This is a genomic window from Pseudomonas baetica (genome assembly GCF_051216495.1).
GTDB classification, from domain to species: Bacteria; Pseudomonadota; Gammaproteobacteria; order Pseudomonadales; family Pseudomonadaceae; genus Aquipseudomonas; species Aquipseudomonas baetica_B.
In genome coordinates, this window is sequence record NZ_JBPKAM010000091.1 from 1 (window position 1) to 25,541 (window position 25,541).

Below are 25,541 nucleotides of genomic sequence, written 5' to 3' on the forward strand. Positions count from 1 at the left end.
GCGTCATCCGCCGCACCACACAAAACCGAGGTGGTTTCTTCGCGAGCAGGCTCGCTCCCACAGGGGACCCTGTCGTCCCCGTTTTCTCTGCACCTACGGCACCGGCGCCGGTTCCGGTTCGTTGGTCACCCGCAGCAATCCCCACAGCCCGGAGGTGTTGCCATAGGCGCCGTAGTCGCGGAACAGGTAGTCACCGGGTATCGCATTGACGCCCCCGGCGCTCGGCAGCATGAAGCTGAAGTGTGCTGCCGGCAGTACGCTTTCGTGGGCGCCGATGTACATCGACATCGGGTTGTAGCCGAACTTCACCGACCCCACGCCCGGGGTGCTCATCGGGTAGCCACCGGTGTCGCTCTTCTCGGACAGGAACGGGTTGGTCGACCAGACGTGACCGTCGAGCTGGAAGGTGGTGCCACGACTGCCACCGGTCGGCATCAGGATGTGGGTACGGAACGGTTGCCCCGGTTTGGCGTACAGCACCGGTGTTTGCGGATCGCCGCCCACCAACGCGTTGCTGTAGGCCATGTGCGCATTGACCATGTCACCGTAGCCCGCGCCGTCGGCATGGCCGAACGGTGCATCCGGTGCCAGGCCGAAGCGGTACCACATCGGCTCGGTCTTGTAGTTGATGGCCATGCTGGAGTTGTCCTGCGGATCGGTCGGCACCCCGGCCCCCTCAGCGGCAATCCCTTCCACCGGCCGGCCATTGGCCCAGCGAATGTTCAACGCTTTGTGCCAGACCATCGCAAAGTCGCGGTAGCTGGTTTGACCCGGTGCGGTGACGGTCGCATTGACCTTGCGCACATCGTCAACCCAGGTGGCGCCTGTCGGCAGGATGCTCATTGCGCCCGCCAGGCCTTTTTGCGACTGCTTGATCACATCGGCCGGGGTGATGTTCAAGCCACCGAACTCCACCGCCGTGGCGTTGATGTTGTCGACATTACGTCCCAGTTGGGTGATCGGTTTGCCTTCACGCTCCAGGTGCCCGGCGTAGTACTGGTAGGTACGGTTCGGGTAGGCGCCGCTGTTGCCGACGCGCGGTGGTACGGTCTGGGTCGGGTTGGCACCGACGTTGGTGCCGTCGGATTTGGTGATGTCATACGCCAGCAACTGAGCGTGCAAGCCAACATGGCTGGACGGCCGCATCAGGTTGTTGCTGAAGGTGGTCGAACCGGTGCCGCTGTTGCGGTCGCGCTTGACCATGCCCTGCATCACCGCCGTTTGGGTCAGGTCGGGCATGACCATCGGCAGACGGTTTTCCAGGGTGATATTGATGCAGTCACCGGCCGCTGCACGCAGTACCAACGGTTCCACAGGCACACCGGGTTTGAGCTTGCCGGTGACCGGATCGAGGTCTGCCTTGCGCACATAGAGGATCGCGGTCGGGTCATGCAGCGGTCCGCTTTGCCCGCCGATGGTGATGGTTTCACCGTCTTCGGGGTCAGTCACGGTGACTTGCGGAATGCTCACTGGCCGCGAGTTGAACACCAGGGTGCCCCCGGCCGGATTCAGCGGTCCGCCCACATGCTGGCCAAGCCCCGCCGGATCACCGATGGTCAAGCCGAGCGGATTGGTCAGGATGTCGTTCGCCAGTGCCGCCACCACTTCATAGTTACGTTGCGGTGTCGGACGGGTACCGATGCCGTTGGGGTTGGCGCCAATCCGTGGGCAGACGCCGTCGAATGCCACGGTATTGCGCATGCCGGTCGGTTTGGCGTTGTTCGGCAAGGCAAACAGGTCGTTGCGCTGGGCGGTGTAGTTGCGCATCACGCCCCAGATGCCGCTCCAGTAGCCTTCGATCGAAGCGTCCATCGAGTACAGGTAGTCACCCGTGGTCGCCGCCGAACTGGAGAGCATCGAAACCGGTGCGATGAAGCCCATCTGCTCGGAGATCCCGATCATTTGCGACGCGCGCCAGCCGGAGTTGGAGCTGTTGCCGAAACCGGAACCGCTTTGCAGCCATTTCACGCCGTGCAGGGTGACGTTGTGCTCCTCTTCATGACCGCCGGCGTGCACCCGCAGCCGCACGTTGTCGCCGGTGTAGGTGCGCAGCATCGGGGTGAACGGGTCGCCCGCCTCCGCGCCACCCTTGTTGATATGCGGTGGGAACAGGGTGGTGCCGCCGGTTGGACCGGTGGCCGAGGTGATCAGGTTCGGCGCCAGGTTCATCGCCGGGATCGCACGGTCGGTACGGCTTTGCATGGCGTACGCCAGGTCGCCGCCCAGGCCGTCGGCCTGCATGCCGCGCTTGCCGTCCGGGCCGACCTTGTTCGGGTCGTACACCCGCAGGGCCAGCGGTTCATTGCGGTAATTGACCACGAACATGCCTGGGTCATCGACCGAGATCGCTTGTGGGCATGGCCGGGTCGGGCAGCCGGGGACCATACCGCCCTGCACTTCCATGATGCCATCGAGCAAGGTGCTGGCGTTGTTGCGCACCGGCGGGTTGATCGCGTAGCGGAAGCTGTCGGCAGTGGCCGGGAACGCTTGCGGGTTCGGCACGCCATTGGGACCTGCGCCTACATATACACCGGCTTCATAGGCATGCTGGAAGTCGCTGTACTCGAGGAAGAACTCACGGAAGCTGTCGTTCTTGCCGTCGCCGTCCAGGTCGCCGGTGGAGATCACCGCCTGCCACGAAGTCGGCCCGCCATCCTGGCGCGCGCCGCTGTACAACGGCTCGCCGGTTTCGGCGTGGAACCAGGTGGAACCGGCAGGTTCGGCCAGTACGGTGGCGTACAGGCCAATCTGTTGGTGAGTCGATGGGCCGAGGTGGTCGTGGGTGAAAATGGTGCCCAGGCCACGGTCCACACCCTTGGCGTTGACCACCGGATCGACAAACCAGCGTTGCATCGCCGTCCGCGCCCCGACCCAATCGGCCCGGCCGAACTGGCCGAAGTACGGATGGTTCTTGGCTTTCGGACACGCCGGGGTGCCGTCACGCGGGTCGGTGCCTTCGCATTGGTTGTACTCGCGGATGGCCTTGATGCGTTCTTGCACGGCGCCCGGGGAAAGTACGCCGTCTTCATAGTTCCAGCCGTTGGCCGAACCGTCGGCAGCGGTCAGGTCCCACTTCGGCAGGTGAATGTGCTGACCGATCACATCGGTCGGCGTGCGCACCTGATAGTCATCCATCTCATAGACGGCCGGCACCAGGTTGGTTTGCTGGTACTGCACGCAGTCAAAGGTGTTCATGCGCATCACCAGAGGCTCTGGTGGACGCTGCTTGGTGATCACAGGCCAGGCGTCTTCCCACAGCGCCAGGATGCGCGCTTGCGGGAAGTGGTAGCCGACCTTGTTGTACACCGCGTCGAACTGGATGTTCGCGGCTTTGTAGACCCGTGGACGATCGGCGGTGAAGGTCGAGGCGCCGATGAACGACATGCCATCTAGCCGCTCGCCGCTTGCGAACTCACCGGTACCGGCGCTGCTGGTCAGGCGTTTTTGCCGGTCATCCATGCAAGGTTCGTAGTACGGCGCACCGGCCACTGGCAAGGCCCCGTTGGTGCGGAAATTGCGCGCCACGATTTGATTGCCCGGCAGCAAGGCGAAGCTTGGGTGTTCTTTCTTGGCGTGGAAAGCCATCGCCGCCTGCTCGACTTCGGTGCCCTCTTCCGGCAGATACAGCGGTTTGGCGCGTTTGACTTCCTTGGAGAAATCCAGCGAGGTGGTCACGGTTTCAGCTTCACCCCCGGCGGAGAAACCGTCCAGGGAATGGCGCCCCAGACCGCCGTCCCAGCCACCGGACTGATTGGGGTCGAGGTTGGCCCACAGGGCTTTGCCCGTGGCCTTCAAGCTCTGCGCCGTGGCGGCGTCGAGCATGTCCAGCGGTGGGGTTGGCGGACGTTGGCCGACCGAACTTTCCATGCCGCCGATCCAGAACGGATAACCAGGGTTTTTCAGGGTGCCGTCGGCGTTGCGGTTAGCTTCGCTGCGATCGACCAGCGCCAGCGAACCGATGGCCTGAGCGTTACCGCCATGGTGCTCGCCGTCATCATCGCCTTCTTCTTCCTCGTCATCGTCGTCGTTGGCAGCCACCAGGGTTTCACCGACTTTCGGGATGACAACGACTTTGCCTGGCATCGGCGGCATGGCCTTGCCGGGCAGCGGAACCACGGCCGGGATCGGCGTGCCGGCGACGATTTCACCGTCGGGCAAGGCCCGTGCACCCGCCGCAGGTTTGCCGCTGCGCAGCGCGTAAGGTTCGCTGTGGAAGCCATCCTCGCCCTGTTGCGAAACTTCGAGTTTGGTGCCCTCTTCAAACACATCGTGCACCCGCCACATGGCCCACATGCCCTGGGCGAAGTGCGGATAGAAATGGCAGTGATAGATCGCATCGCCCGCTACGCGGTTGCGGTTGCCGGAACCGCCGTTGGCGATTTCATAGGTGTAGCCGGCGCCCGGGCCGATGCCCTGGGCATCCACATAGTCGGAGTTGTCGTCGTTGGGGTTGAACAGCCACTGGTGCCCGTGCAGGTGGAAGATGTGCTGCTCGTGGCCATTGTGGGTGTTGCGGAATTTGACGAAGTCACCGATGTAACTGTGATTGACGTTGGAAGGCTCGGATGGATACAGCGCCATGGTCGCCTTGACCCCGATCTGATCGGCGCTTGGCGTCTGGCCGGGGGTGATGCCTTCCAGGCCAGCGTTGGCCGGTACATCCACCAGCATCGCCACATCACCCACGGTGTGGGAGCTGAGGAAGAACTCTTCGTAGGCGCAGGACAGGCAGTCGTGCATCGGTCCGACGCCCAACCGGTTGGCGACCACCTCGGCGCCCATGCCGCCGGAGCCGTAGTTGATCATGAACGAATCGCGGGTCGGCTCCAACACGTGGGCCATGACCGGATCGGCCCAGTAAGCGGGAAAGGCTTGGGTCGCGGCGGTTTCATCCTGGAACTGCGAGGCGAAGTCGCGGAACGGCTCCAGTCGATTGGGAATCGCCGGGTTGCGTTTGCCCACGGCTTCGAGCGGATAAGTCGACGGCGGGAAGCTGCCATCGGCATTGCTGCCCATCACGATCGCGTCGCTCTCGCTGGACACGATTTCATTGCCGTCGACCATATTGATGATCGGCGTGCCGGCCTTGCCTTCACGAATCCATGGTTCGCGTTGCGGGTAGCGCGCCTGGTAATCGACGATAGGCTGGCCTGCCGGCGTGCGTCCGGTGGTGGCCAGGCGCATCTCTTCTTCGGTAACGGTGTTGCGGTACATGCGACCGCCCTTGGGTACCACCACCACCTGTCCGAACAGGCCGTTGGCGACGTTGCCGGCCGCGCCCTCGCCACCGAAGGTCGCACCACGGCTGCTGACCGCGAACACCCCCTCCCGCTCGGCGTACAAGGTGTAGGAACGGGTGGCGCCGGGTGGGATCAGGGTGTTGGCATTGCGCCCGGTGAACGAGGCGATGTCATCGATGCTATTGACCGCCTGCAGGCCGTTGACCTGGAAGCCAACGTGACGGTCGGCAACCTGCTCATCGACCTTGAAAATCTCGTTGTTGCCAATTTGGATGCCTTCCTCTTCCTCACCCTCTTCTTCCTCGCCGCCCTCGTGGGAGCCAGGGTTGGCCTGATAGGCCAGCAGGTTTTGCAGGTTGATGGTCAGGCAGTCACCGGCGGCGACCCGCAGCACCAGCGGGCGCGGACGCTTGTCGGCGCGTAGCGAGACTTTACCCGGCACCGCTGCGCCCCCTTGGGCGAGCGAAACGTCATGGTCATCGACCACATCGCGACGCAGGGCGAACATCATGCCGTTGACGTTCTGCGCACCGAGGCGGTTGAACATCAGCGGCTGGTCCAGCGTCACGACGTTGGCCACCAGGTTGCGCTCGCAACGCGCAGCCGCTTCGGCGAACTCGATGCCCAGCACCGATGCCGCCAATAACAGCCAGGGAAGAATGTGTGGAGCGTGGAAAATGCCGGTCATGATCACGGGCCTCGCTGTGGATACTCACAGGGAATAATTCTCGACAACTCCCTTGAGCAATCCGCATGCCATAAAATTTTTATTTAATTTTCAATAACTTATGAATGCCATTTAATTCATCGGGGGAAATCCCCCAGTTTTTCCCCAATTTTTCGCCGGGGCCACCCTCCCCCAATGTTGGGGAAAACCGGCGCGGGGTTTCGCTCACAACGGGGCGTTCGCCGACAGCCCCTGCAGAAGCCGGTACTGGTTCAAGACGTTGGGCACATACCGCTGGGTTTCGGCGAACGGCGGGACCACGCCGCCACGGCTGAGCACCGCCTGGGGACCGGCGTTGTAGGCGGCCACGGCGAGTTCGATGTCGTTGTCGAACATTGTCATCAGGCGTTTGAGGTATTTGGCGCCGCCCTGGATGTTCGACTTGGGGTCGTAGACGTTCTTCACCCCCAGTTCCCGGGCGGTGTCGGGCATCAGTTGCATCAGCCCGCCCGCGCCACTGGGCGACACGGCACTGGCGTTGTAACTGGACTCGGCCTGGATCACCGCATGCAGTAGCGCGGCGGGCAATTGGTTGTCTGTGGCCGCCTTGGAGACCAGCTCGGCATAGGGCCTGGCCGCAATCATCTGCGGTTGCTGGTCGAGGCTGACGACCGCCGCTTCGGGCTCGCGGACGACCCGCTCATAGTGGCGACCGGGACGGTGGACGTTCGACAGGACAAAGTTGCCCTTGGTGTCCACGGAAACGAATACGTCGGCCTGCGCGGCACCGGCCAGCAGCATCAATCCGAGCATTCCTGTGGTGAGCGTTTTCATTGTTCTACCTCCCCTGCACGGCCCCGAAAAGTGGGGGTAATGCCCCAATGGCCGGTGGTGAATCAGCCATGAGCAAGCACTGTGCCGAAACCGCAAAGCGCCATAACACGGGGGGTGCAGAGGCAAGCAAAAACCTTTGCATGGCAATTGCATAAGCCTCACTACATCAATCAGCAGCGACCCTTCCTGCCGACAAAGTGAGGTCATCAAGATGAAACAGCGACTGTCTTTCGCCCCGCGTGACTTTTCTCTGCGAGCCCAGCGCGGGTTCACCCTGCTGGAACTGTTGGTGGTGCTGGTGGTGCTGGGGTTGTTGGCCGGTATCGTCGCGCCAAAGTATTTCGCTCAACTGGGTCGCTCCGAGGTGAAAGTGGCCAAGGCGCAAATAGAAGGCCTGAGCAAGGCCCTGGACCTGTACCGGCTGGAAGTCGGTCATTACCCGTCCACCGAACAGGGATTGCAGGCGCTGGTCACCGCGCCCAGTGATGAAACCCACTGGACCGGCCCGTATTTGCAGAAAAAACTCCCGCAAGACCCTTGGGGGCGCAACTACACCTACCGCTACCCCGGTGAAAACGCCGAGTACGACCTGTTGTCCATGGGCAAGGACGGCCAGCCCGGCGGCGAAGGCGAAAACGCCGAAGTCACCAACTGGAATTGATGGCAATGGCGACCATGCGCTTTCACCTCAAAGCGGTCGGCAAGACCGGTGTGGTTTCAATGACCATCGAAGCGCCAGGCCATAGCGAAGCCCGGCGCATTGCCGAAGACCAGGGCCTGCGGGTGGTCAGCCTGCACGCCGAGCGAAACTGGCGGGCGTTGCGCCTCAAGCAGCGGGAAACGTTCAATCTGGTGTTGTTCAGCCAGGAACTGACCACGCTGCTCAATGCCGGCCTGCCGTTGATCGACGCACTGGAAAGCCTGGCGGAGAAAGAATCCGCGCCACAGGCCCGCAAGACCCTGAGCGAACTTGTGCGCCTGCTGTATGAAGGCAAATCGTTCTCCCAGGCCTTGGGCCAGCTGTCGGCGGTGTTCCCGCCGTTGTATGTGGCACTGGTGCAGTCCAGCGAGAAAACCGGCGCCGTGGGCGATGCCCTGGGCCGATACGTCAGCTATCGCCAGCGCATGGACGAGGTTCGCCAGAAGATCATCAGTGCGTCGATCTATCCGATGCTGTTGCTGGTGGTGGGCGGTGGCGTGGTGCTGTTTTTGATGGGCTACGTGGTGCCACGCTTCAGCCTGGTGTTCGAAGGTCTGGGATCGAACCTGCCATGGTTATCGCAGATCCTGATGAGCAGCGGCATGTTCCTGCATGCCCATCAGGGCGAATTTTTCGGCGCCTTCCTGGCGATCATCGTCGCCCTCGCCCTGCTTTCGCGCCAACCGTCCTTTCGCCGTGGCGTGGATCGTTTGATCGAAAAACTCCCGGCCGTCCATCAGCGCATTTTCATGTATGAACTGGCGCGCTTCTACCGTTCCCTGGGCATTCTGCTACAGGGCGGTATCCCCCTCGTCACGGCCATGGGCATGGTTCGCAACCTGCTCACCGTGGCCTCCCGAACACGCCTGGACCAGGCCTGCGAACGGGTGCGCGAGGGGCAATCGCTGTCGACCGCGCTGGAGCTCAATCACCTGGTGACCCCGGTGTCCCTGCGCCTGCTGCGTGCCGGCGAACAGTCCGGCAACCTGGGGCAAATGATGGAGCGCAGCGCCGACTTCTACGACGAAGAAATCAGCCGCTGGATCGAATGGTTCGTGCGGCTGTTCGAACCCTTGCTCATGACCTTCATCGGCCTGTTGATCGGGGTGATCGTGATCCTGATGTACATCCCGATATTCGAGCTGGCCTCGAGCATTCACTGACCCTCTGGAACGGGCCCTGACCATCGGTTGCATGGTTTCTCAACCGTGCAACCGAATAAACCGGTGCGTTGAGGTGTTTTCCAACGTTCCTGCTGAATACAGGGAGAAATCAGCACGTTGCATTGTTCATCAACGTTCCAATCTGAAAAAAGAAGACGGAGAACGACATGCACATCAACAAGCTTTTACTGGCAGTAGCTATTGGCGCGGTTCTGTCGGCGTCTACCGTACTGATTCCAGGCAGTTTTTCCGATATGTCGAGCGCCCACGCGAAAGACGGTGGTAGTGGCGGTGGTGGCGGTGGCCACGGCGGCGGTGGCGGCGGCAACGGTGGTGGCGGCGGCGGCAACGGTGGTGGTGGTGGCGGTGGCGGCGGCAGCGGCGGCGGCGGCGGCGGCGGCGGCGGCGGCAACGGTGGTGGCGGCGGCGGCAACGGTGGTGGCCACGGCGGCGGTGGCAGTAGCGGTGGCAACGGTGGCAGCCACGGCGGTAGCAGCGGCAGTGGGCACGGCGGTAATAGTGCCGGCAGCGGTCACAGCGGCAGCGACCATGCCGGCGGTACCGCTTCGAACTCCGGACGCAGCGGCACCCACGCCGAGCCGGGTGATGATCATGGGGTTCATCGCTCGGGTGAAATCGGTGACGACCACGGCGTGCACCGCTCCGGTGAAATCGGGGATGACCATGGCGTGCACCGCTCCGGTGAAATCGGGGATGACCACGGCGTGCACCGCTCCGGTGAAATCGGGGATGACCACGGCGTGCACCGCTCCGGTGAAATCGGGGATGACCACGGCGTGCACCGGTCCGGTGAAGTCGGCGATGACCACGGCGTGCATCGTGCCGGTTAAGTCGGGAAAGACAAACGCATGAGCTGACGTGCAATAAACCTGTGGGAGCGGGCTTGCCCGCGATAGGGGAGTGTCAGACGACATCAATGTCGACTGTGCCATCGCCATCGCTGGCAAGCCAGCTCCCACAGTGGCTGGCGTGAATCACACATCCTCGACTCGATCCAACCGCTCGCGCAAAAACTCGATCAACGCCTGCACCGGCCGCGACAACTGGCGATGCTGCGGATACACAGCCGACAATATCAGTGCCTGCGGTCGAAACGCGTCCAGCACGGTCACCAGCAGTCCCTCCTTCAACGCCGAACCAACGATAAAGGTCGGCAGGTAGGTAATCCCCATCCCGGCAATCGCCGCGTCCCTGAGCAATTCGCCATTGTTGACCCGCATCCGTCCGGTGACATTGACGACCAATGGCTTGCCCTGCCCCGCGAACCGCCATTGCACCTGACGACCGTGGCCGTAAGGCAGGCAGTCATGGTCCTGCAGTTCTTCGGGTATGAGCGGCGTACCGCGCTCGGCCAGGTAAGCGGGACTAGCGCAATACACGCGCTCGATGGTCGCGATACGGCGGGCAATCAATGTCGAGTCTTCGAGTGTGCCGATGCGCAAGGCCAGGTCGTAGCCCTCGCCGAGCAGGTCAACCGGTCGATCGCTCAAGTCCACTTCCACCGTGACGTCACGGTAGCGCTGCAAGAACAGCGGCAACAGGCAACCCAGGTGCGCCAGCGCAAACGACAGCGGCGCGCTGACGCGAAGGGTGCCGCGCGGCTCCGTGGTTTGCCCGGCGATGCCCTGCTCCACTTGCTCGACTTCGCCGAGCAGGCGCAGGGCTGATTCGTAATAGCTCTGGCCCAGGGGCGTAACGTCCAGGCGCCGGGTCGAGCGATTGAGCAACCGGACACCCAGGCGCTCTTCGAGCTGCATCAGGCGTCGGCTGACGAATTGCTTGGACAGGCCCAGTTGATCCGCGGCGGCAGTGAAGCTGCCGGAGTCCATGACCTGGCAGAAGATGCGCATGTCTTCGAAGGGGTTCATTGTCATGCTCTTGGTGACAGTCAGAGAGCTCTATAGCGACTTTAATACCTTTGCGCAAAACAATGTGGGAGCGAGCCTGCTCGCGAAGGCGGTAGGACAGTCACCACGTCAGTGTCTGTCAGACCGTTTTCGCGAGCAGGCTCGCTCCCACAAGGATCACATTGGACTTACTTGGCCGTAAACGTGGTGTAGCTGTTGATCAGATTACGGTAGTTCGGCAGGCGTTCCGACAGCAGGTTGGCCAGGCCTTCCATGTCGTTGCGCCAGTCGCCTTGCAGCTCGCAGGCCACGGAGAACCAGTTCAGCAGATGGGCACCGGCGGCCGACATGCGCGCCCAGGCCGCTTGTTGCACGGTGGTGTTGAAGGTGCCGGAAGCGTCGGTCACCACGAAGACTTCAAAACCTTCGGCAATGGCCGACAGAGTCGGGAATGCCACGCACACGTCAGTCACCACACCGGCGATAATCAGTTGTTTGCGGCCAGTGGCTTTCACGGCCTTGACGAAGTCTTCGTTGTCCCAGGCGTTGATCTGGCCTGGACGGGCAATGAATGGCGCCTCGGGGAATTGTGCCTTGAGCTCCGGCACGATCGGACCGTTAGGCCCCTTGTCGAAGCTGGTGGTGAGGATAGTCGGCAGTTTGAAAAACTTGGCGATGTCGCCCAGGGCCAGCACGTTGTTCTTGAATTCGTTGGGGGAGAAGTCCTGCACCAACGAAATCAGACCGGTCTGGTGATCGACCAGCAACACCACTGCATCATCTTTGTTCAGGCGTTTGTACGGAACATTGCTCATGAAAAAACTCCTTGGTGGATGGTTGTCGCTTGTTGGTATTGGTCAAAAGGCAAAACACGAGCAGCCAAAGGCGCCCCAGAAACCCGCGAAATCGCTGACCGGTGCATTCGACAGGCGCGCCCGTTCATGGCTGTGGGAATGCACTGCACAGGGTCCGCTGCACTGGTGAACCTGGGCCTGCAAGGGTGAGTTCGGCCGCCAGTGTCCCGGGACCTTCACCACCGGCGACCAGTCCGGCAGCACCGGCACACTGGCCGGTCCCAGTTTTTCGAAATCCCCGGCGGCATACACGACCTTGCCGCCGACCACGGTCAGCACCGACTCGATCCACTTGATCGCTTCTTCCTCGACACTGAAAAAGTCCGCGCTCAACGCGGCCACATCGGCCAGTTGCCCGACCTTGATCTGGCCCTTCTTGCCCTGCTCGGACGAGAACCAGGCACTGCCGTGGGTGAACAGTTCCAGCGCGGTCTGCCGTGACAGGCCCTCGGCATGCAACGCCATGCCGCCGACGGTGCGACCGCTGACCATCCAGTACAGCGAAGTCCAGGGGTTGTAACTCGACACCCGCGTCGCATCGGTGCCGGCGCCCACCGGCACACCTTCGGCGAGCATGCGCTGGATCGGCGGCGTCGCTTCAGCGGCCTTGGCGCCATAGCGCTCGACGAAGTACTCGCCCTGGAACGCCATGCGATCCTGAATCGCAATGCCGCCCCCCAGCGCCCTCACCCGCTCGATGTTCTGCGGGGTGATGGTTTCGGCGTGGTCGAAGAACCATGGCAGACCGTTGAACGGAATATCGCGGTTGACCTTCTCGAACACGTCGAGCATGCGGCTGATGGATTCGTTGTAGGTGGCGTGCAAACGGAACGGCCAGCGCTGCTCGACCAGATGGCGCACCACCGGTTCGAGTTCGTCTTCCATGCTTTGCGGCAGGTCCGGGCGCGGCTCCAGGAAATCCTCGAAGTCCGCCGCCGAGAACACCAGCATCTCCCCGGCGCCGTTGTGTCGCAGGTAATCATCACCCTGATGCAACTTGACGCTGCCGGTCCAGCTCTTGAAGTCGGCCAGCTCTTCCTTGGGCTTCTGGGTGAACAGGTTGTAGGCAATGCGAATGGTCAGTTGCTGGTCCTTGGCCAACTGCTCGATCACCTGGTAATCGTCCGGGTAATTCTGGAAACCACCGCCGGCATCGATGGCGCTGGTCAAGCCCAGGCGATTGAGTTCGCGCATGAACTGACGCGTCGAGTTGACCTGATACTCCAGCGGCAACTTCGGCCCCTTGGCCAGGGTCGAGTAGAGGATCATCGCGTTGGGACGCGCCACCAGCATGCCGGTGGGATTGCCGTTGGCATCACGGACGATTTCGCCACCCGGCGGGTTCGGCGTGTCACGGGTGTAACCGGCCACACGCAACGCGGCACGGTTGAGCAAGGCGCGGTCGTACAAGTGCAGGACGAACACTGGGGTGTCCGGCGCGGCCTGATTGAGCTCCTCAAGGGTCGGCATGCGCTTTTCAGCGAACTGGAATTCGTTCCACCCCCCAACGACGCGTACCCATTGCGGCGTCGGCGTACGATCGGCCTGTTCCTTGAGCATGCGCAGCGCATCGGCCAGGGACGGAACGCCTTCCCAGCGCAACTCAAGGTTGTAGTTCAGGCCGCCACGGATCAGGTGCAAGTGCGAGTCGTTGAGACCGGGAATCACGCAGCGACCCTTGAGGTCGATCACCTGCGTGCCCGCTCCGCGCAACGCCATGGCCTCGGCATCGCTGCCGACCGCGACAAAGCGACCCTCGCGGATGGCCACGGCACTGGCTCTCGGGTTTTCCCGGTCAACGGTGTGGAACTGGCCATTGAACAAAATCAGATCGGCGCTCATCGCGTTTCCTCAAGAATGTGTGGAATGGGACTGGCCGGCTTCCAGCCACGGTGCGAACAGACGTGTGGCCAGCGGCATGAAGATGTACACCACTGACAACACGATAGTCAGGGTGATCAGGAACGTGGCGACCACGTAGCTGGACAGGAACGCATTGAGCTGCAACAGCGGCCCCCAGAGCAGCGGCACCAGCAAGGTGTGCGGCAGGATCACCAGTAACGTCACCACCGCCTGCTTCCAGCGTGGCGGCGGCGATGCCGCATCGGCAAGCGGGGCGAACCAGAATTCGTTGACCGGATTGACTTCGGTCTGGTCGCCGTCCGCGAGCATCGGCGCGGCCTCGTCGATCAGCGCCTGGCGTTGCGGCGAATCGAGCCAGCGTTGCATGGCGTCGGTGGAGCAAAAGCGCAGCACGCAGGTGAACATCTGCAGACCGGCGTGCTTGCCCCGGACCACATCCACCCCCAGATGCCCCTCGCTCTGCCCGGCCACTTTGACGATATTGCGCAGCCAGGCTTCATAGGCTGCTTCATGACCGGCCTTGATCCGGTGCTTGACGATCAGCGTCACCACTTCATCGAACCCCGGCGCTGTAGTCCGGGAATGGGCTTGAGGCATGACGAAAGGCTCCGGCGAGACGGGTTGAGAACTGGGTTTCATAGTGCCGGGGCGGGCAAGGAAAAAATTGGATGTACGTGCTCTTTTTGTGTGGACTCCGAGTAATGGAAAGCACTCCCCTTACCTGTAGGAGCGAGCCTGCTCGCGATGGACGTCAACGATGACGCGGGCTGCCTGAATGCCCGCGGTGTCCCGGCGTTTTTCGCGAGCAGGCTCGCTCCCACAGGAGATTGGGGACATCCGCAAAAGCCTGATCGACTGTCAGGCCGTAACCGAAATATCCAGCGGCGCCGCCATGAACTGACTGATCCGCGAACGCAACCAGCGCTCCGCCGGGTCATTGTCATGCACCCCGCTCCAGGCCATCGACAATTGCGCCGCCTCAATCGCAAACGGCGGATCCTCGGCCCGCAAGCCGCATCCCTCCACCAAGGCGCAAGCGGCGTAATCGGGCACTGTGGCAATCATCTCGGTGCCGGCCAGCAACGCACGCAAGCCACTGAACTGAGGCACGCCGAGTACCACCTTGCGACACCGCCCGACCTTGGCCAGGTCCAGGTCGATGTTGCCGCTCAGGTCACCGGAAAACGACACCATCGCATGGGGCCGCGCGCAGTACTCGTCGAGAGTCAGCGGACCCGGTCGGGTATCGCCTCGCAGCACCTTGCAGTGAATGTCGCGCAGTTTCTTGCGCTTGGCATTGGCCGGCAGGTCCGTGGTGTAGCTCACGCCCACGGAGATTTCCCCGGAGGCCAGCAAGGCCGGCATCAACAGGTAATTGGCGCGACGCACCACGACCACGATCCCCGGGGCTTCTTCCTGCAACTGGCGCAACAGTGGCGGAAACAGACCGAACTCGGCATCGTCCGACAGGCCAATGCGAAACACATCGCAACTGATCGCCGGATCGAACTCCTTGGCCCGGCTGACCGCACCGGAAATCACATCCATCGCCGGTTGCAGCTCCTTGAGAATCGCCAGCGCCCGCCCGGTCGGCTCCATGCCTCGACCGTTACGCAACAGCAACGGATCATCGAACAAATCACGTAAGCGCCCGAGAGCCGCACTCACGGCCGGTTGACCCATGAACAGTTTTTCCGCCACGCGGGTCAGGTTCTTTTCGAACATCAGCGCTTCGAAAATCACCAGCAGGTTCATATCGACGCGACGCAGATCGTTTCGATTCATAGGCACGGGTTCCTTGTGAGTTCAATCAGGCTCGGGGGGTTTGGATTGTGTCTGACTTTACCCAAGACTTCCCGTTTTGGACGAGGAATTAACAACGTTTAACTCGCACGGCAGAGCCATCGGCTTCAAGAATGAAGCCTACCGACACGGACATTCGCCATGGCTCATTTCCAGCAAAACGTTGCCCGCGCGACCGTCACGCCAGCGCCAAAGAAAACCACCGGTGGCCTCAGCCCCCAGCGCGAACGACTGGTGAAACAATTGATTCTGGAGCGTCTCGGCCAGACGCTGGAGGTGACCGACCTGGCCAAGGCCTGCGCGTTGTCGCGCAGTCATTTCTCCCGGGCCTTCAAATGCAGCACCGGCCTCTCGCCCCAGGACTGGATTCGCCAACAACGCATCTCCCGGGCCAAGCTGCTGATCCAGCACACAGACCTGAGTCTCACGCAAATCAGCCTGGAATGCGGTTTCTGCGATCAGGCGCATTTCTGCCACATGTTTACCCGCAGCGAAGGGATCAATCCGTTTGCCTGGCGTTGTCGGACAGTTCGATCCGTTCACAACGCAACCCTGTAGACCGGGCACAACACCACCCCTGTGGGAGCGAGCCTGCTCGCGAAGGCGGAGTGCCAGTCGACATTTCTGTTCGATGACATGCCGCATTCGCGAGCAGGCTCGCTCCCACAAGGGATCAAGGTGCCTCGCGGATTTCTGTTAGCCCAGCGGAACCAATCGCTCCAATGCCTCGGCCACTCCACGCCCATAAGCCGGATCAGCCTTGGTGCAGTTGTCGATATGCCGCTGGCGGATCGACTGCGGGACACCGTTCATGGCCCGCGCCGTGTTCTCGAACAACAACTGCTGGCGCGCCGGGTCCATCAGGCGGAACAAATTGCCCGGCTGTTCCCAGTGATCCTCTTCAAGCCGATGGTCATAGTGTCGGGCGAAGCCTTCCAGCGGCAATGGCGGCTCGGAGTGTTCCTTCGAGTCTTCCCATTCGCCGACACTGTTCGGGAAATAACTGGCCGTGCCGCCCAGGTTGCCGTCAGTGCGCATGGCACCGTCGCGGTGATAGCTGTGATGCGGACAGCGCGGCGCGTTGACCGGGATGTGATTGAAGTTCACCCCCAGGCGATAGCGCTGGGCATCACCGTAGGAAAATAGCCGTGCCTGGAGCATGCGGTCCGGTGAGAAGCTGACGCCGGGCACGACGTTGGCCGGGGAAAACGCCGCTTGTTCGATTTCGGCGAAGTGGTTCTCGGCGTTGCGATTGAGTTCCACGGTGCCGACTTCGATCAGCGGAAATTCGCCATGGGGCCAGACCTTGGTCAGGTCGAACGGGTTGTGCCGGTAGTTGTTGGCCTGCTCCTCTGTCATCACCTGGATGCACAGTTTCCATTGCGGGAAATGGCCCTGCTCGATGCTCTCGTACAAATCCCGCAGGTTACTTTCGCGGTCCTTGCCGACCACCACGGCGGCCTCGGCGTCCGACAGGTTTTCGATGCCTTGCTGGCAGACAAAATGAAATTTCACCCACACCCGCTGGTTGTCGCGGTCGATCAGGCTGAAGGTGTGACTGCCGAAGCCGTGCATGTGACGGAAACTGGTGGGAATGCCGCGATCGCTCATGACGATGGTGACCTGATGCAGCGCCTCGGGCAGCAAGGTCCAGAAATCCCAGTTGCTGGTCGCGTTACGCAGACCGGTACGCGGGTCGCGTTTGACCACGTGGTTGAGGTCGGAAAAACGCAGCGGGTCGCGGAAGAAAAACACCGGGGTGTTGTTGCCGACGATGTCCCAGTTGCCTTCCTCTGTGTAGAACTTCACTGCGAAACCACGGATGTCCCTTTCCGCATCCGCTGCGCCACGTTCGCCGGCCACCGAGGAGAAACGCATGAACAGCGGCGTTTGCTTGCCTACTGAGTTGAAAATATTGGCTTTTGTATAACGAGTGATGTCATGGGTCACGGTGAAGGTGCCATAAGCACCCGCGCCTTTGGCGTGCATGCGCCGCTCGGGGATCACTTCACGGTCGAAGTGGGCGAGTTTTTCCAGCAACCAGATGTCTTGCAGGAGCGCCGGGCCACGGGGTCCGGCGGTCTGGATGTTGAGGTTGTCGGCCACCGGGGCACCGGTGGCATTGGTCAGCTTTTTCACGGGCTTACCTCTTTATGGATAGCGGCTCATCAGGCATCAGGTGCGGCGCGGATCCATGCCCGCGCCGGCTTCGATCAACCCTTGAGGAACGCCAGCAGATCGGCGTTGAGCTGGTCCTTGTGGGTATCAGTCAAGCCATGGGGCGCTCCGGGGTAGACCTTGAGCGTAGAACCTTTCACCAATCCTGCCGAAGCAATGCCCGCCGCTTCGATCGGTACCACCTGGTCGGCGTCGCCATGCACCACCAGGGTCGGCACGTCGAACTTCTTCAAGTCTTCGGTGAAGTCGGTTTCCGAAAACGCCTTGATGCAGTCATAGGCGTTCTTGTGGCCCGCGGTCATGCCTTGCATCCAGAACCAGTCGATCATGCCTTGGGAGGGCTTGGCATCGGGCTTGTTGAAACCGAAGAACGGCCCGGCGGCAAGGTCCTTGTACAACTGCGAGCGGTCCACCAGCGAGGCCTGGCGAATGCCATCGAACACTTCGATGGGCAGGCCGCCGGGGTTGGCTTCAGTCTTGAGCATCAACGGTGGTACCGCGGAAATCAGCCCGGCCTTGGCCACGCGGCCGGTGCCATGGCGACCGATGTAGCGCGCCACTTCACCGCCACCGGTGGAGAAGCCGAACAGCACCGCGTCTTTCAGGTCCAGCCGCTCGATCAATTGCGCCAGGTCATCGGCGTAGGTGTCCATGTCATTGCCGGCCCACGGCTGACTGGAGCGACCATGGCCACGACGATCGTGGGCGATGACCCGGTAGCCTTGGTCGGCGAGGAAAATCATCTGCGACTCCCAGCTGTCGGCACTCAGCGGCCAACCATGGCTGAAGACGACGGGCTGACCGCTGCCCCAGTCCTTGTAGTAAATCTCGGTACCGTCGCGGGTGGTGAATGTGCTCATGGAACATGCTCCTTTGCTTGGTGTGGGTGTGAATCAATCCGAGGCGCGACCCATGCGTCCAGCCAGCCGCGCCACCCGTTCGCCCAGGTGCGCGGCGGTGCATCGGTCTTCGGCCGGAGGGGCCAGTTCGGGAGACTGCTCGACATTCGACTGGGCCATGGCGCCCAGCGAACTGCCAAGGCGATTGAGTTGCCCGTCGAACACCCCCGCAGCGGAGCGCGCGGGCAAGAGGTCGAGGCCGACCCAGATCATCGAATGCTGGGCAGCGAATACCGCCATCTGCAGCAGAGTGTTGAGCTTGTCGCCGCACAGGCAACCGGAATTGGTGAAGCCGGCCGCCAGTTTGTCGCGCCACGGCTGGGCGAGGTAGAACGACGCCGTGGCTTCCATGAAGCCCTTGAACGCCGCCGAAGCGCTGCCCATGTAGGTCGGGGCGCCAAAAATGATCGCATCGGCTTGGTGCAGGTGATCCCAGTGATCGTCCACGGCTTCGACCGGAACGAGCCGGCAGGTGCTGCCCGGGCAACGTTCCACTCCCTGGGCCACTGCCTCGGCCATGACTCGGGTATGCCCGTAGCCACTGTGATAGACCACCACTACCTTGCTCATTCCAATGTCCTTTGTGGGAGCGAGCCTGCTCGCGAAGGCGTTGTATCAGTCACTGAAGATGTTGATTGTGCCGCCGCTTTCGCGAGCAGGCTCGCTCCCACATGACCGGGTGGAAGTTGAAGTGGCAGAGTTTTGGGCTTAGAGCGGACTCAGGACGAGTTAAACGTTGTTAATTTTCCATGACACGAAAAATGCACCGACCACCCTTTTGTCAGCACGGCACCCAATGAAGACAGGAGTCCGCTAAGGTCCGATGAACGCTGCAGTCGAAACAGGCACCGCGCAGTCATCCGGCCAGCACATTGCGCGGATGAAAAAACCTGAGGAATATGCTCGAAAACCGCGAATTAGACGGATGCAGGCAGGAGTGAGCCGTTGACCCTTTCCCTCGAACAGGCCGTGCATTTCGGCCCCTACAGGATTTACCCCGGACAACGCCTGGTGATGGAGGCCGACCAGCCGCTGCGCCTCGGCCGGCGGGCCATGGACATCCTGTTGATCCTGCTGGAGCACGCCGGGAATGTGGTGAGCAAGCAACAACTGATAGCGCAAGTCTGGCCCAACAGCGTGGTTGAAGAGATCAACCTGCGGGTGCACATGGCGGCCCTGCGCAAGGCCTTGGGCGACGGTCAGGCCGGCCAGCGCTACATCATCACCGTGGCGCAGCGCGGCTACAGTTTTGTCGCGCCCTGTTCGATAGAGCGTGTCGAGCACCAACCGGCCAGCGAAGGCCCGCCATCGAGCGAGCACAACCTGCCCCTGCGCCGCACCCGCCTGATCGGTCGCCAGGCATTGGTCGATCACCTGGTGACACAACTACCGCGCCAGCGCTTCATCACCCTGATCGGCCCCGGCGGCATCGGCAAGACCACCGTGGCCCTGCGCGTGGCCGAACAGCTTATCGGTCAATATCGCGACGGCATCCGCCTGCTGGACCTGGCACCGATCAACGACCCCTTACTGATCAGCGCTCACCTGGCCACATTGCTGGGCCTGTCCCTGCACGACACGCAACCGCTGAACAGCCTTGCCCTGTTCCTGCGCGAACGGCAGATGCTGCTGGTCATCGACAATTGCGAACACCTGATCGATAGCGTCGCCCTGCTCTGCGAGAGCCTGCTGCGTGGCGCACCGCAGGTGCACATTCTGGCCACCAGCCGCGAGAGCCTGCGGGCCGAAGGTGAATTCGTCCAGCGCCTGGAATCGCTGGATTGCCCACCTCCGATTGCCGTGCTGGACCGCGCCCAGGCCTTGGGGTTTTCCGCGCTGCAATTGTTCGTCGAGCGGGCGATGGCCAGCCACGACAGTTTCGAATTGAACGATGCCGAACTGCCGCTGCTGATCGACGTCTGCCGTCGCCTCGATGGCATTCCGCTGGCTCTGGAACTGGCGGCTGCACAAGTCGCCAGCCTTGGCCTGGGCGGTTTGCTCGCGCAACTGCAAGACAGCTTTCGCCTGCTCACCCACCGCAGCCAGACGACCCTGGGCCGGCATCAGACCCTGCGCGCCACACTGGACTGGAGCTTCGAACTGCTCAGTGCCTGCGAACAAACCTGCCTGCGCCGCCTGGGCATCTTCCGTGGCGGCTTTACCCTGGCGTCGGCAGCCGCAGTGATCGTCGGCGAGCACATCGAACCCGGCGAGGTATTTGGTTCGATCACGCAATTGGTGGCCAAGTCCCTGCTGAGTGTGGACGTCGGCGACGAGGAGGTTTTCTACCGCCTGCTCGACACCACCCGCCACTATGCCCTTGAGAAACTCGAACAGATCGGCGAGTTGGCCGGCACCCGTGAACGCCACGCCGAACGCTGCCTGGCCTTGATGCAGCAGGCGCAGAACGATTGGGAGAAAACATCGACCGCCCTGTGGCTCGAGCGCTATGCCCGGAGCCTGGAGGATATCCGCGCAGCCGTCGATTGGGGCCTGAATGCGCAAGGTCCCAGAGCGCTGGCGATCCGTTTGACGGCGGCGTCCACACCGCTCTGGCAGGAGTTGTCGCTGCTCAAGGAGCACGGCGGTTATGTGCGCAAGGCCCTGGCGTTGCTCAATGACGCGTCCGAGCCCTGTGCGCACTTGGCAATGACCTTGAAACTGGCCCTCGGTAGTGCCTGCTACCACGTCCAGGGCGCCAGCGCGGAAACCGTCGGCGCCTTTGTCACCGCCAGAAGCCTGGCCCGGCAGTGCAATGATGTGGTTGGAGAACTGCGCGCCGTATCCGGACACATGGCGGTCAACCTCAGTTGCGGCAATTACCAAATGGCCCTGGAACAAAGCCGGCAGTTCGACCGATTGGGTGTACACGGCGATCCGCTACTGTCATTGAGCACGCATCGCTTGCGGGTGTTGGCCCTGCACTTTGCCGGCGATCAGTCACGGGCGCGAGTGGATGCCGAAGGGGTCATCCAGCGCATGGCCCACAGCGGCCACCTCAACCGCTTCACCCATGGTTTCGGTGTGCAGTACGACCAGAGCGTCGCCTCCCTGACCATCCTGGCGCGCATCCTCTGGCTGCAGGGTCAACCGGAGCAGGCCTGGCGCACGGCTCGACAGGCACTGGACATCGCCTTGCAGATCAACCATGGCACCTCCATCTGCTACACCCTGGCACTCTCGGGCTGCCTGATCGCCCACTACAACGGCGATACGCGGACGGCTCGCGACCTGCTGCGTCTATTGCTGGAACAGGCACAGAAACACTCGGTGCTGCTGTTCTTCACGTGGGCGCAGCACTATGCGCGGGTCATCGACAGGGCCGATGCGCAGGCGTCGCAACGTCCGGGCATTGGTTTGATCAAGGAAATCATGGTCACCCTGGACACCGCCTTCGTCGATGACGATTTGCTGCAACGCGCCGACAGTGGCGCGGCGGGATGGAGCACCGCCGAGATTCTGCGGGCCCGTGCCGTTGCGCTGTTGGCCGCCGATTGTCCAGTCAAGGATTGCACCGCCGAAACGGTGCTACGCAAGGCGCTCGACGTGGCACAAACCCAGGGCGCCCTGGCCTGGGAACTGCGCAGCGCCACATCGCTGGCGCGGCTCTGGCAACGTCAGGGTCGCTTTCGGCAAGCCTATGAACTGCTGACGCCGGTCTACGAGCGATTCACCGAAGGGCATGCCACGCCGGATCTGATTGCCGTGCAGCGTTTACTCAGCGAGTTGCAGGACAGCCTTCTGTAGGAGCGAGCCCGCTCGCGATGGACTCAAGAGCACCGCGATTAGCCAGTAAACACGCATTATCGTTAACGACCATCGCGAGCGGGCTCGCTCCTACAGAAGAGCATTCCCAGTGTGCTCGAGTTTTTCCTGGGCATAGCTGCGAGTGGTGTTGAGGAAGCGATAACGGGTCACGCCTTGGGTCTGCTCCCGCGACAACAGCGATTTGAGCGCCAGGCTTTCCAGCACCTTGCTCAGCCGCTCGGGCAATAGTTTCGCGCAACTGACCACGCCCACCGCGGTGTCCAGGGTGAACGCCGACTTGAACACCGCCAGGCGCTGCAACACGGATTGCTCCAACGGGCTCAACCGTTCGTAGCTCCAGTCCAGGGCGGCCTTGAGGGTCTGGTGCCTGGGGACTGCCGTACGCCGCCCTTGGGTCAGCAGTTGAAAACAATTATCCAGTTGCGCTTGCAGGCCCACCAGCGCCAAGGCATCGATCTGCGCTGCCGCAAGCTCTATTGCCAAGGGCAGTCCATCGAGCCGCCGACAGATTTCGCGTACTCCCCGAAGGTCCTGTTCGCGCAGGGTAAACCCTTGCTGACGGGCCCGAACACGACTGACGAACAACTGCACCGCCGAATATCCCATGACTTCATCGACACTGCGCAACGCCGACGTCGGTGGCACCACCAGTGGTGGCAACGGCAGCACTGTTTCGCCAGCGGCCAGCAGTGGTTCGCGACTGGTGACCAGAATAGACAGGCGCGGTGCCGAGGCCAGCAATGCTTCGATCACAGCCCGGCTGCGTTCCAGCAAATGCTCGCAGTTATCGAAGATCAATAACGCATGGCGTTGACCCAGCGCCGACAGGGTGGCGCCGGTTTCAAGCTCGAGGGCACGCGCAAGGTGATCTTCCACTTGAGTCGGATCGTCAATCGTCGCCAGGTCCACCCGCCACACACCATCGCGAAAGTGCTGCAACAGCAACTCGGCGACCCTCAGGGCGACTGTGGTCTTGCCGATACCGCCCGGTCCGACCAGGGTCATGCAGCGTCGCTCCGGCAACTGCCGCACCAGGCTGCCCACTACCGCATCGCGTCCGATGACCGGCGTCAACCGCGCGGGCAGGTTATGTCGGGGTGGGGGGAGGCTTTCGAGCGAGATCGAGGTGTGTAGCAAAGCCTGCTGCACCGGCGCGACAAAGCTGTAACCGCGCTCGGGAATGTTGACGATGTAGCATCGCCCGTCCTGCCCGTCGCGAAAGGCTCGACGCAGTGCGGCAATGTGCACCCGCAGATTGATTTCCTCGACCACCGACCTCGGCCACACCTGGGCGATGATTTCGTTCTTGCTGACCACCGAGCCCGCGTGCTCGACCAGTACCTGCAAGATATCCAGGGCCCGCCCGCCCAGGCGCAGCGGTTGGTCGCCTTCGAGCACCAATCGCTGATTGAGGTGGAACGCGTAGGGGCCGAAGCGCAGCACCGTGTCGCTGTGTATGTCTCTGAGGCTGTTCATGCACCTTCACCCGCCGGGAACCTGCCCGGTACACATCCAGGCCGAACCTTCCTTGCAATGAATTCACGGCTATCTTGGCAGGCCTCGGTGACGGTACAACTGGCACGGGGGGAGTGTCACGGCCATTACGGTGCGCAAAACGGCCATGGCATCAGCTGAATTGCTCGCGGTACTGGGTCGGCGTCAGGCCGAGCTTTTCGCCGAACAAAAAGCGCATATGCCGCACACTGCCGAAACCGCTTTTGAAGGCTACGGTCTTGAGCGGCAACTCGGTGGTTTCCAGCAGGTTCCTGGCGCAATCGATACGGGCGTTTTGCAAAAACTCCATGGGCGTCATGCCCGTTTCCCGGACAAAGACCCTGGCGAAGTGCCGCGCACTCATGGTGGCCAGACCGGCCATGCGTTCGATGCTGAAGGTCTCATCGAGATGTTCGAGTACATGGTTCTGCACCCGGGTAATCGCTGTTTCATGGGGCGCCACCGCCGCCATCAACGGGCTGAACTGCGCCTGGCCGCCTTGGCGTTTCATCACCACCAGCAACACCTTGGCCACGTCCTGAGCGACTTTCTTGCCATGGTCCTGGGCGACCACCGACAGCGCCAGGTCAATGCCGGCGGTGACACCGCCGGACGTGATGAGGCTGCGGTCCTGTACGAATATCCGGTCAGTTTCGACGCACGCCTTGGGGAAGGCCTTGATCAGGCGTTCGGTGTAATGCCAGTGGGTGGTCACACGGTAGCCGTCTATCAAACCGGCATGCCCCAACACAAATGCGCCGGTACAGATCGAGCCATAGGCCCTGGACCGACTGACGTTGTGCTTGAGCCAATCGAGCAACGGCGGATGCTTTTCGTTGTAGGCACCGGGACCGCCGGGCACCAGCAATAAATCAAAGCCGTCACAGGCCTGATCGATAGACACATCGGCCTGCACGCTCACGCCATTGGACGCCCGCAGCGCACCGGGCTCGGTGCCGATGGTCGTCAGCACATAATGGTCGTCGGGCTTGAGATACCGATTGGCGATGGAAAACACCTCCATGGGCCCGGCCATGTCGAGCAGGAGGAAGTTGGGGAACAGCACCATTGCCACGGTTTTCATGGGTTAATTATCACCAAGGTCGCAATAAGATCAGACCGCCGAACACGGCCCTTTGTGGGAGCGAGCCTGCTCGCGAATAGGGTTTCAAATTCAGCGCAGAGGTGCCGGTCAGTCCGCTTTCGCGAGCAGGCTCACTCCCACAGGGTCTGCGCCCGGCATAGCCCTGCATTATGTCGAAGTAAAGCGTCAGCGTCGCCTACATCACTGTCAACCGAAACGAGACAGTATTTCAATTTCCATCTACTTATTGCACCAGCCAGTAACCATTAACCTTCTCCTCACTCGGACGAATTCACGTCCCCACAGGAGATTCCATCATGCTGACCCTTCGCAAGGCTTCTGATCGTGGCATGGCCAACCATGGCTGGTTGAAGTCGTTTCATACCTTCTCCTTCGCCAACTATCGCAACCCGAAAGAACAGGGTTTTTCCGACCTGCTGGTGATCAACGATGACCGCGTGGCGGCCGGCAAAGGTTTCGGCCAGCACCCGCACCGTGACATGGAAATTTTCTCCTACGTGCTCGATGGCGCGCTGGAACACAAAGACACCTTGGGCACGGGCTCGGTGATCCGTCCCGGCGACGTGCAGCTGATGAGCGCGGGCAGTGGCGTGGCGCACAGCGAATACAACCACTCGGACAAACACCCGGTGCACTTCCTGCAGATCTGGATCGTGCCTGAAGTCAGCGGGGCCAAACCGCGCTATCAGCAAGAGCACTTCAGCCCACAGAAGAAACGCGGTCGCCTGCAACTGATCATCTCCCCCGACGGCGCCAAGGGTTCATTGAAAGTGCGTCAGGATGCGCGGGTGTATGCCGGGCTGATCGACGGCCAGGAAAGCGCCACCCTGGAACTGGCCGCCAACCGCTACGCCTACGTGCATGTGGCTCGGGGCAGTGTCGAGCTTAACGGCTTGGGCTTGCAGGCAGGTGACGGTGTGCGGGTTCGCGAAGAACAGTTGCTGACCTTGAGCAATGGTGTAGATGCTGAAGTGCTGGTGTTCGATCTGCGGCCGCAGGAATTGCCGGAAATGCCATAAAGCCTTGTAGGAGCGGGGGGGGGGGGGGGGGGGGGGGGGGGGGGGGGGGGGGGGGGGGGGGGGGGGGGGGGGGGGGGGGGGGGGGG

Annotated in this window: 18 protein-coding genes; 6 read left to right on the forward strand and 12 right to left on the reverse strand. The window is 62.0% G+C overall.

Features of this window, described 5'->3' with window-relative positions; translation table 11 throughout:
- Positions 1-93: 93 nt before the first annotated feature.
- Positions 94-5,928, reverse strand: a complete 5,835-nt coding sequence (gene mnxG, locus ACSFE6_RS24780) for a manganese-oxidizing multicopper oxidase MnxG (RefSeq protein WP_435430042.1) — start codon at positions 5,926-5,928, stop codon at positions 94-96.
- 204 nt (positions 5,929-6,132) lie between these two features.
- Positions 6,133-6,741, reverse strand: coding sequence for a lytic transglycosylase domain-containing protein (locus ACSFE6_RS24785; RefSeq protein ID WP_435430043.1), 609 nt, complete (start codon positions 6,739-6,741; stop codon positions 6,133-6,135).
- A 211-nt stretch (positions 6,742-6,952) separates the two neighbouring features.
- On the opposite strand from ACSFE6_RS24785, the gene gspG reads away from it, so the two are divergent.
- The 3 genes from gspG to ACSFE6_RS24800 all read left to right on the forward strand — a co-directional run bounded on the left by gspG (position 6,953) and on the right by ACSFE6_RS24800 (position 9,455).
- Entirely contained in the window at positions 6,953-7,402 is a 450-nt protein-coding gene (gene gspG, locus ACSFE6_RS24790) for a type II secretion system major pseudopilin GspG (protein ID WP_435430044.1), read from the forward strand.
- Positions 7,403-7,416: 14 nt separating this feature from the next.
- Positions 7,417-8,604, forward strand: coding sequence for a type II secretion system F family protein (locus ACSFE6_RS24795; RefSeq protein ID WP_435430059.1), 1,188 nt, complete (start codon positions 7,417-7,419; stop codon positions 8,602-8,604).
- Positions 8,605-8,771: 167 nt separating this feature from the next.
- Positions 8,772-9,455, forward strand: coding sequence for a hypothetical protein (locus tag ACSFE6_RS24800; protein ID WP_435430045.1), 684 nt, complete (start codon positions 8,772-8,774; stop codon positions 9,453-9,455).
- Between the two features lie 144 nt (positions 9,456-9,599).
- On the opposite strand, the gene ACSFE6_RS24805 is transcribed toward ACSFE6_RS24800, so the two are convergent.
- From ACSFE6_RS24805 to ACSFE6_RS24825, 5 genes are all read right to left on the reverse strand, one after another.
- Entirely contained in the window at positions 9,600-10,493 is an 894-nt protein-coding gene (locus tag ACSFE6_RS24805; protein WP_435430046.1) for a LysR family transcriptional regulator, read from the reverse strand.
- Between the two features lie 167 nt (positions 10,494-10,660).
- Positions 10,661-11,287 (reverse strand): isochorismate family cysteine hydrolase YcaC, encoded by a 627-nt coding sequence (gene ycaC, locus ACSFE6_RS24810; RefSeq protein ID WP_435430047.1) that lies wholly within the window; start codon positions 11,285-11,287, stop codon positions 10,661-10,663.
- Positions 11,288-11,329: 42 nt separating this feature from the next.
- Positions 11,330-13,168, reverse strand: a complete 1,839-nt coding sequence (locus ACSFE6_RS24815) for an amidohydrolase (RefSeq protein WP_435430048.1) — start codon at positions 13,166-13,168, stop codon at positions 11,330-11,332.
- Between the two features lie 9 nt (positions 13,169-13,177).
- Entirely contained in the window at positions 13,178-13,786 is a 609-nt protein-coding gene (locus tag ACSFE6_RS24820; protein ID WP_435430049.1) for an antibiotic biosynthesis monooxygenase, read from the reverse strand.
- 261 nt (positions 13,787-14,047) lie between these two features.
- Positions 14,048-14,974: a LysR substrate-binding domain-containing protein gene (locus tag ACSFE6_RS24825; protein ID WP_435430050.1), complete on the reverse strand. Its 927-nt coding sequence runs from the start codon at positions 14,972-14,974 to the stop codon at positions 14,048-14,050.
- A 159-nt stretch (positions 14,975-15,133) separates the two neighbouring features.
- Here ACSFE6_RS24825 and ACSFE6_RS24830 point away from each other — a divergent pair, with 159 nt between their 5' ends.
- A complete protein-coding gene (locus ACSFE6_RS24830) occupies positions 15,134-15,550 on the forward strand; it encodes a helix-turn-helix domain-containing protein (RefSeq protein ID WP_435430051.1) in 417 nt (138 codons plus the stop codon).
- 138 nt (positions 15,551-15,688) lie between these two features.
- Here ACSFE6_RS24830 and ACSFE6_RS24835 read toward each other — a convergent pair whose 3' ends face one another.
- The 3 genes from ACSFE6_RS24835 to ACSFE6_RS24845 all read right to left on the reverse strand — a co-directional run bounded on the left by ACSFE6_RS24835 (position 15,689) and on the right by ACSFE6_RS24845 (position 18,639).
- Entirely contained in the window at positions 15,689-17,131 is a 1,443-nt protein-coding gene (locus ACSFE6_RS24835; RefSeq protein ID WP_435430052.1) for a catalase, read from the reverse strand.
- Between the two features lie 74 nt (positions 17,132-17,205).
- Positions 17,206-18,030, reverse strand: coding sequence for an alpha/beta fold hydrolase (locus tag ACSFE6_RS24840; protein WP_435430053.1), 825 nt, complete (start codon positions 18,028-18,030; stop codon positions 17,206-17,208).
- A gap of 33 nt (positions 18,031-18,063) precedes the next feature.
- Positions 18,064-18,639, reverse strand: coding sequence for a flavodoxin family protein (locus ACSFE6_RS24845; protein ID WP_435430054.1), 576 nt, complete (start codon positions 18,637-18,639; stop codon positions 18,064-18,066).
- Positions 18,640-19,014: 375 nt separating this feature from the next.
- On the opposite strand from ACSFE6_RS24845, the gene ACSFE6_RS24850 reads away from it, so the two are divergent.
- Positions 19,015-21,816 carry an ATP-binding protein gene (locus tag ACSFE6_RS24850; RefSeq protein WP_435430055.1) on the forward strand — a complete coding sequence of 934 codons (2,802 nt, stop codon included), beginning with the start codon at positions 19,015-19,017 and terminating at the stop codon, positions 21,814-21,816.
- A gap of 90 nt (positions 21,817-21,906) precedes the next feature.
- Here ACSFE6_RS24850 and ACSFE6_RS24855 read toward each other — a convergent pair whose 3' ends face one another.
- Together ACSFE6_RS24855 and ACSFE6_RS24860 are read right to left on the reverse strand one after the other, a co-directional pair.
- On the reverse strand, positions 21,907-23,313 hold the full coding sequence (locus ACSFE6_RS24855) for an ATP-binding protein (protein WP_435430056.1): 1,407 nt from the start codon (positions 23,311-23,313) through the stop codon (positions 21,907-21,909).
- A gap of 151 nt (positions 23,314-23,464) precedes the next feature.
- Entirely contained in the window at positions 23,465-24,415 is a 951-nt protein-coding gene (locus tag ACSFE6_RS24860; protein WP_435430057.1) for a GlxA family transcriptional regulator, read from the reverse strand.
- A gap of 317 nt (positions 24,416-24,732) precedes the next feature.
- Here ACSFE6_RS24860 and ACSFE6_RS24865 point away from each other — a divergent pair, with 317 nt between their 5' ends.
- Positions 24,733-25,455 (forward strand): pirin family protein, encoded by a 723-nt coding sequence (locus ACSFE6_RS24865; protein ID WP_435430058.1) that lies wholly within the window; start codon positions 24,733-24,735, stop codon positions 25,453-25,455.
- Positions 25,456-25,541: the final 86 nt, after the last annotated feature.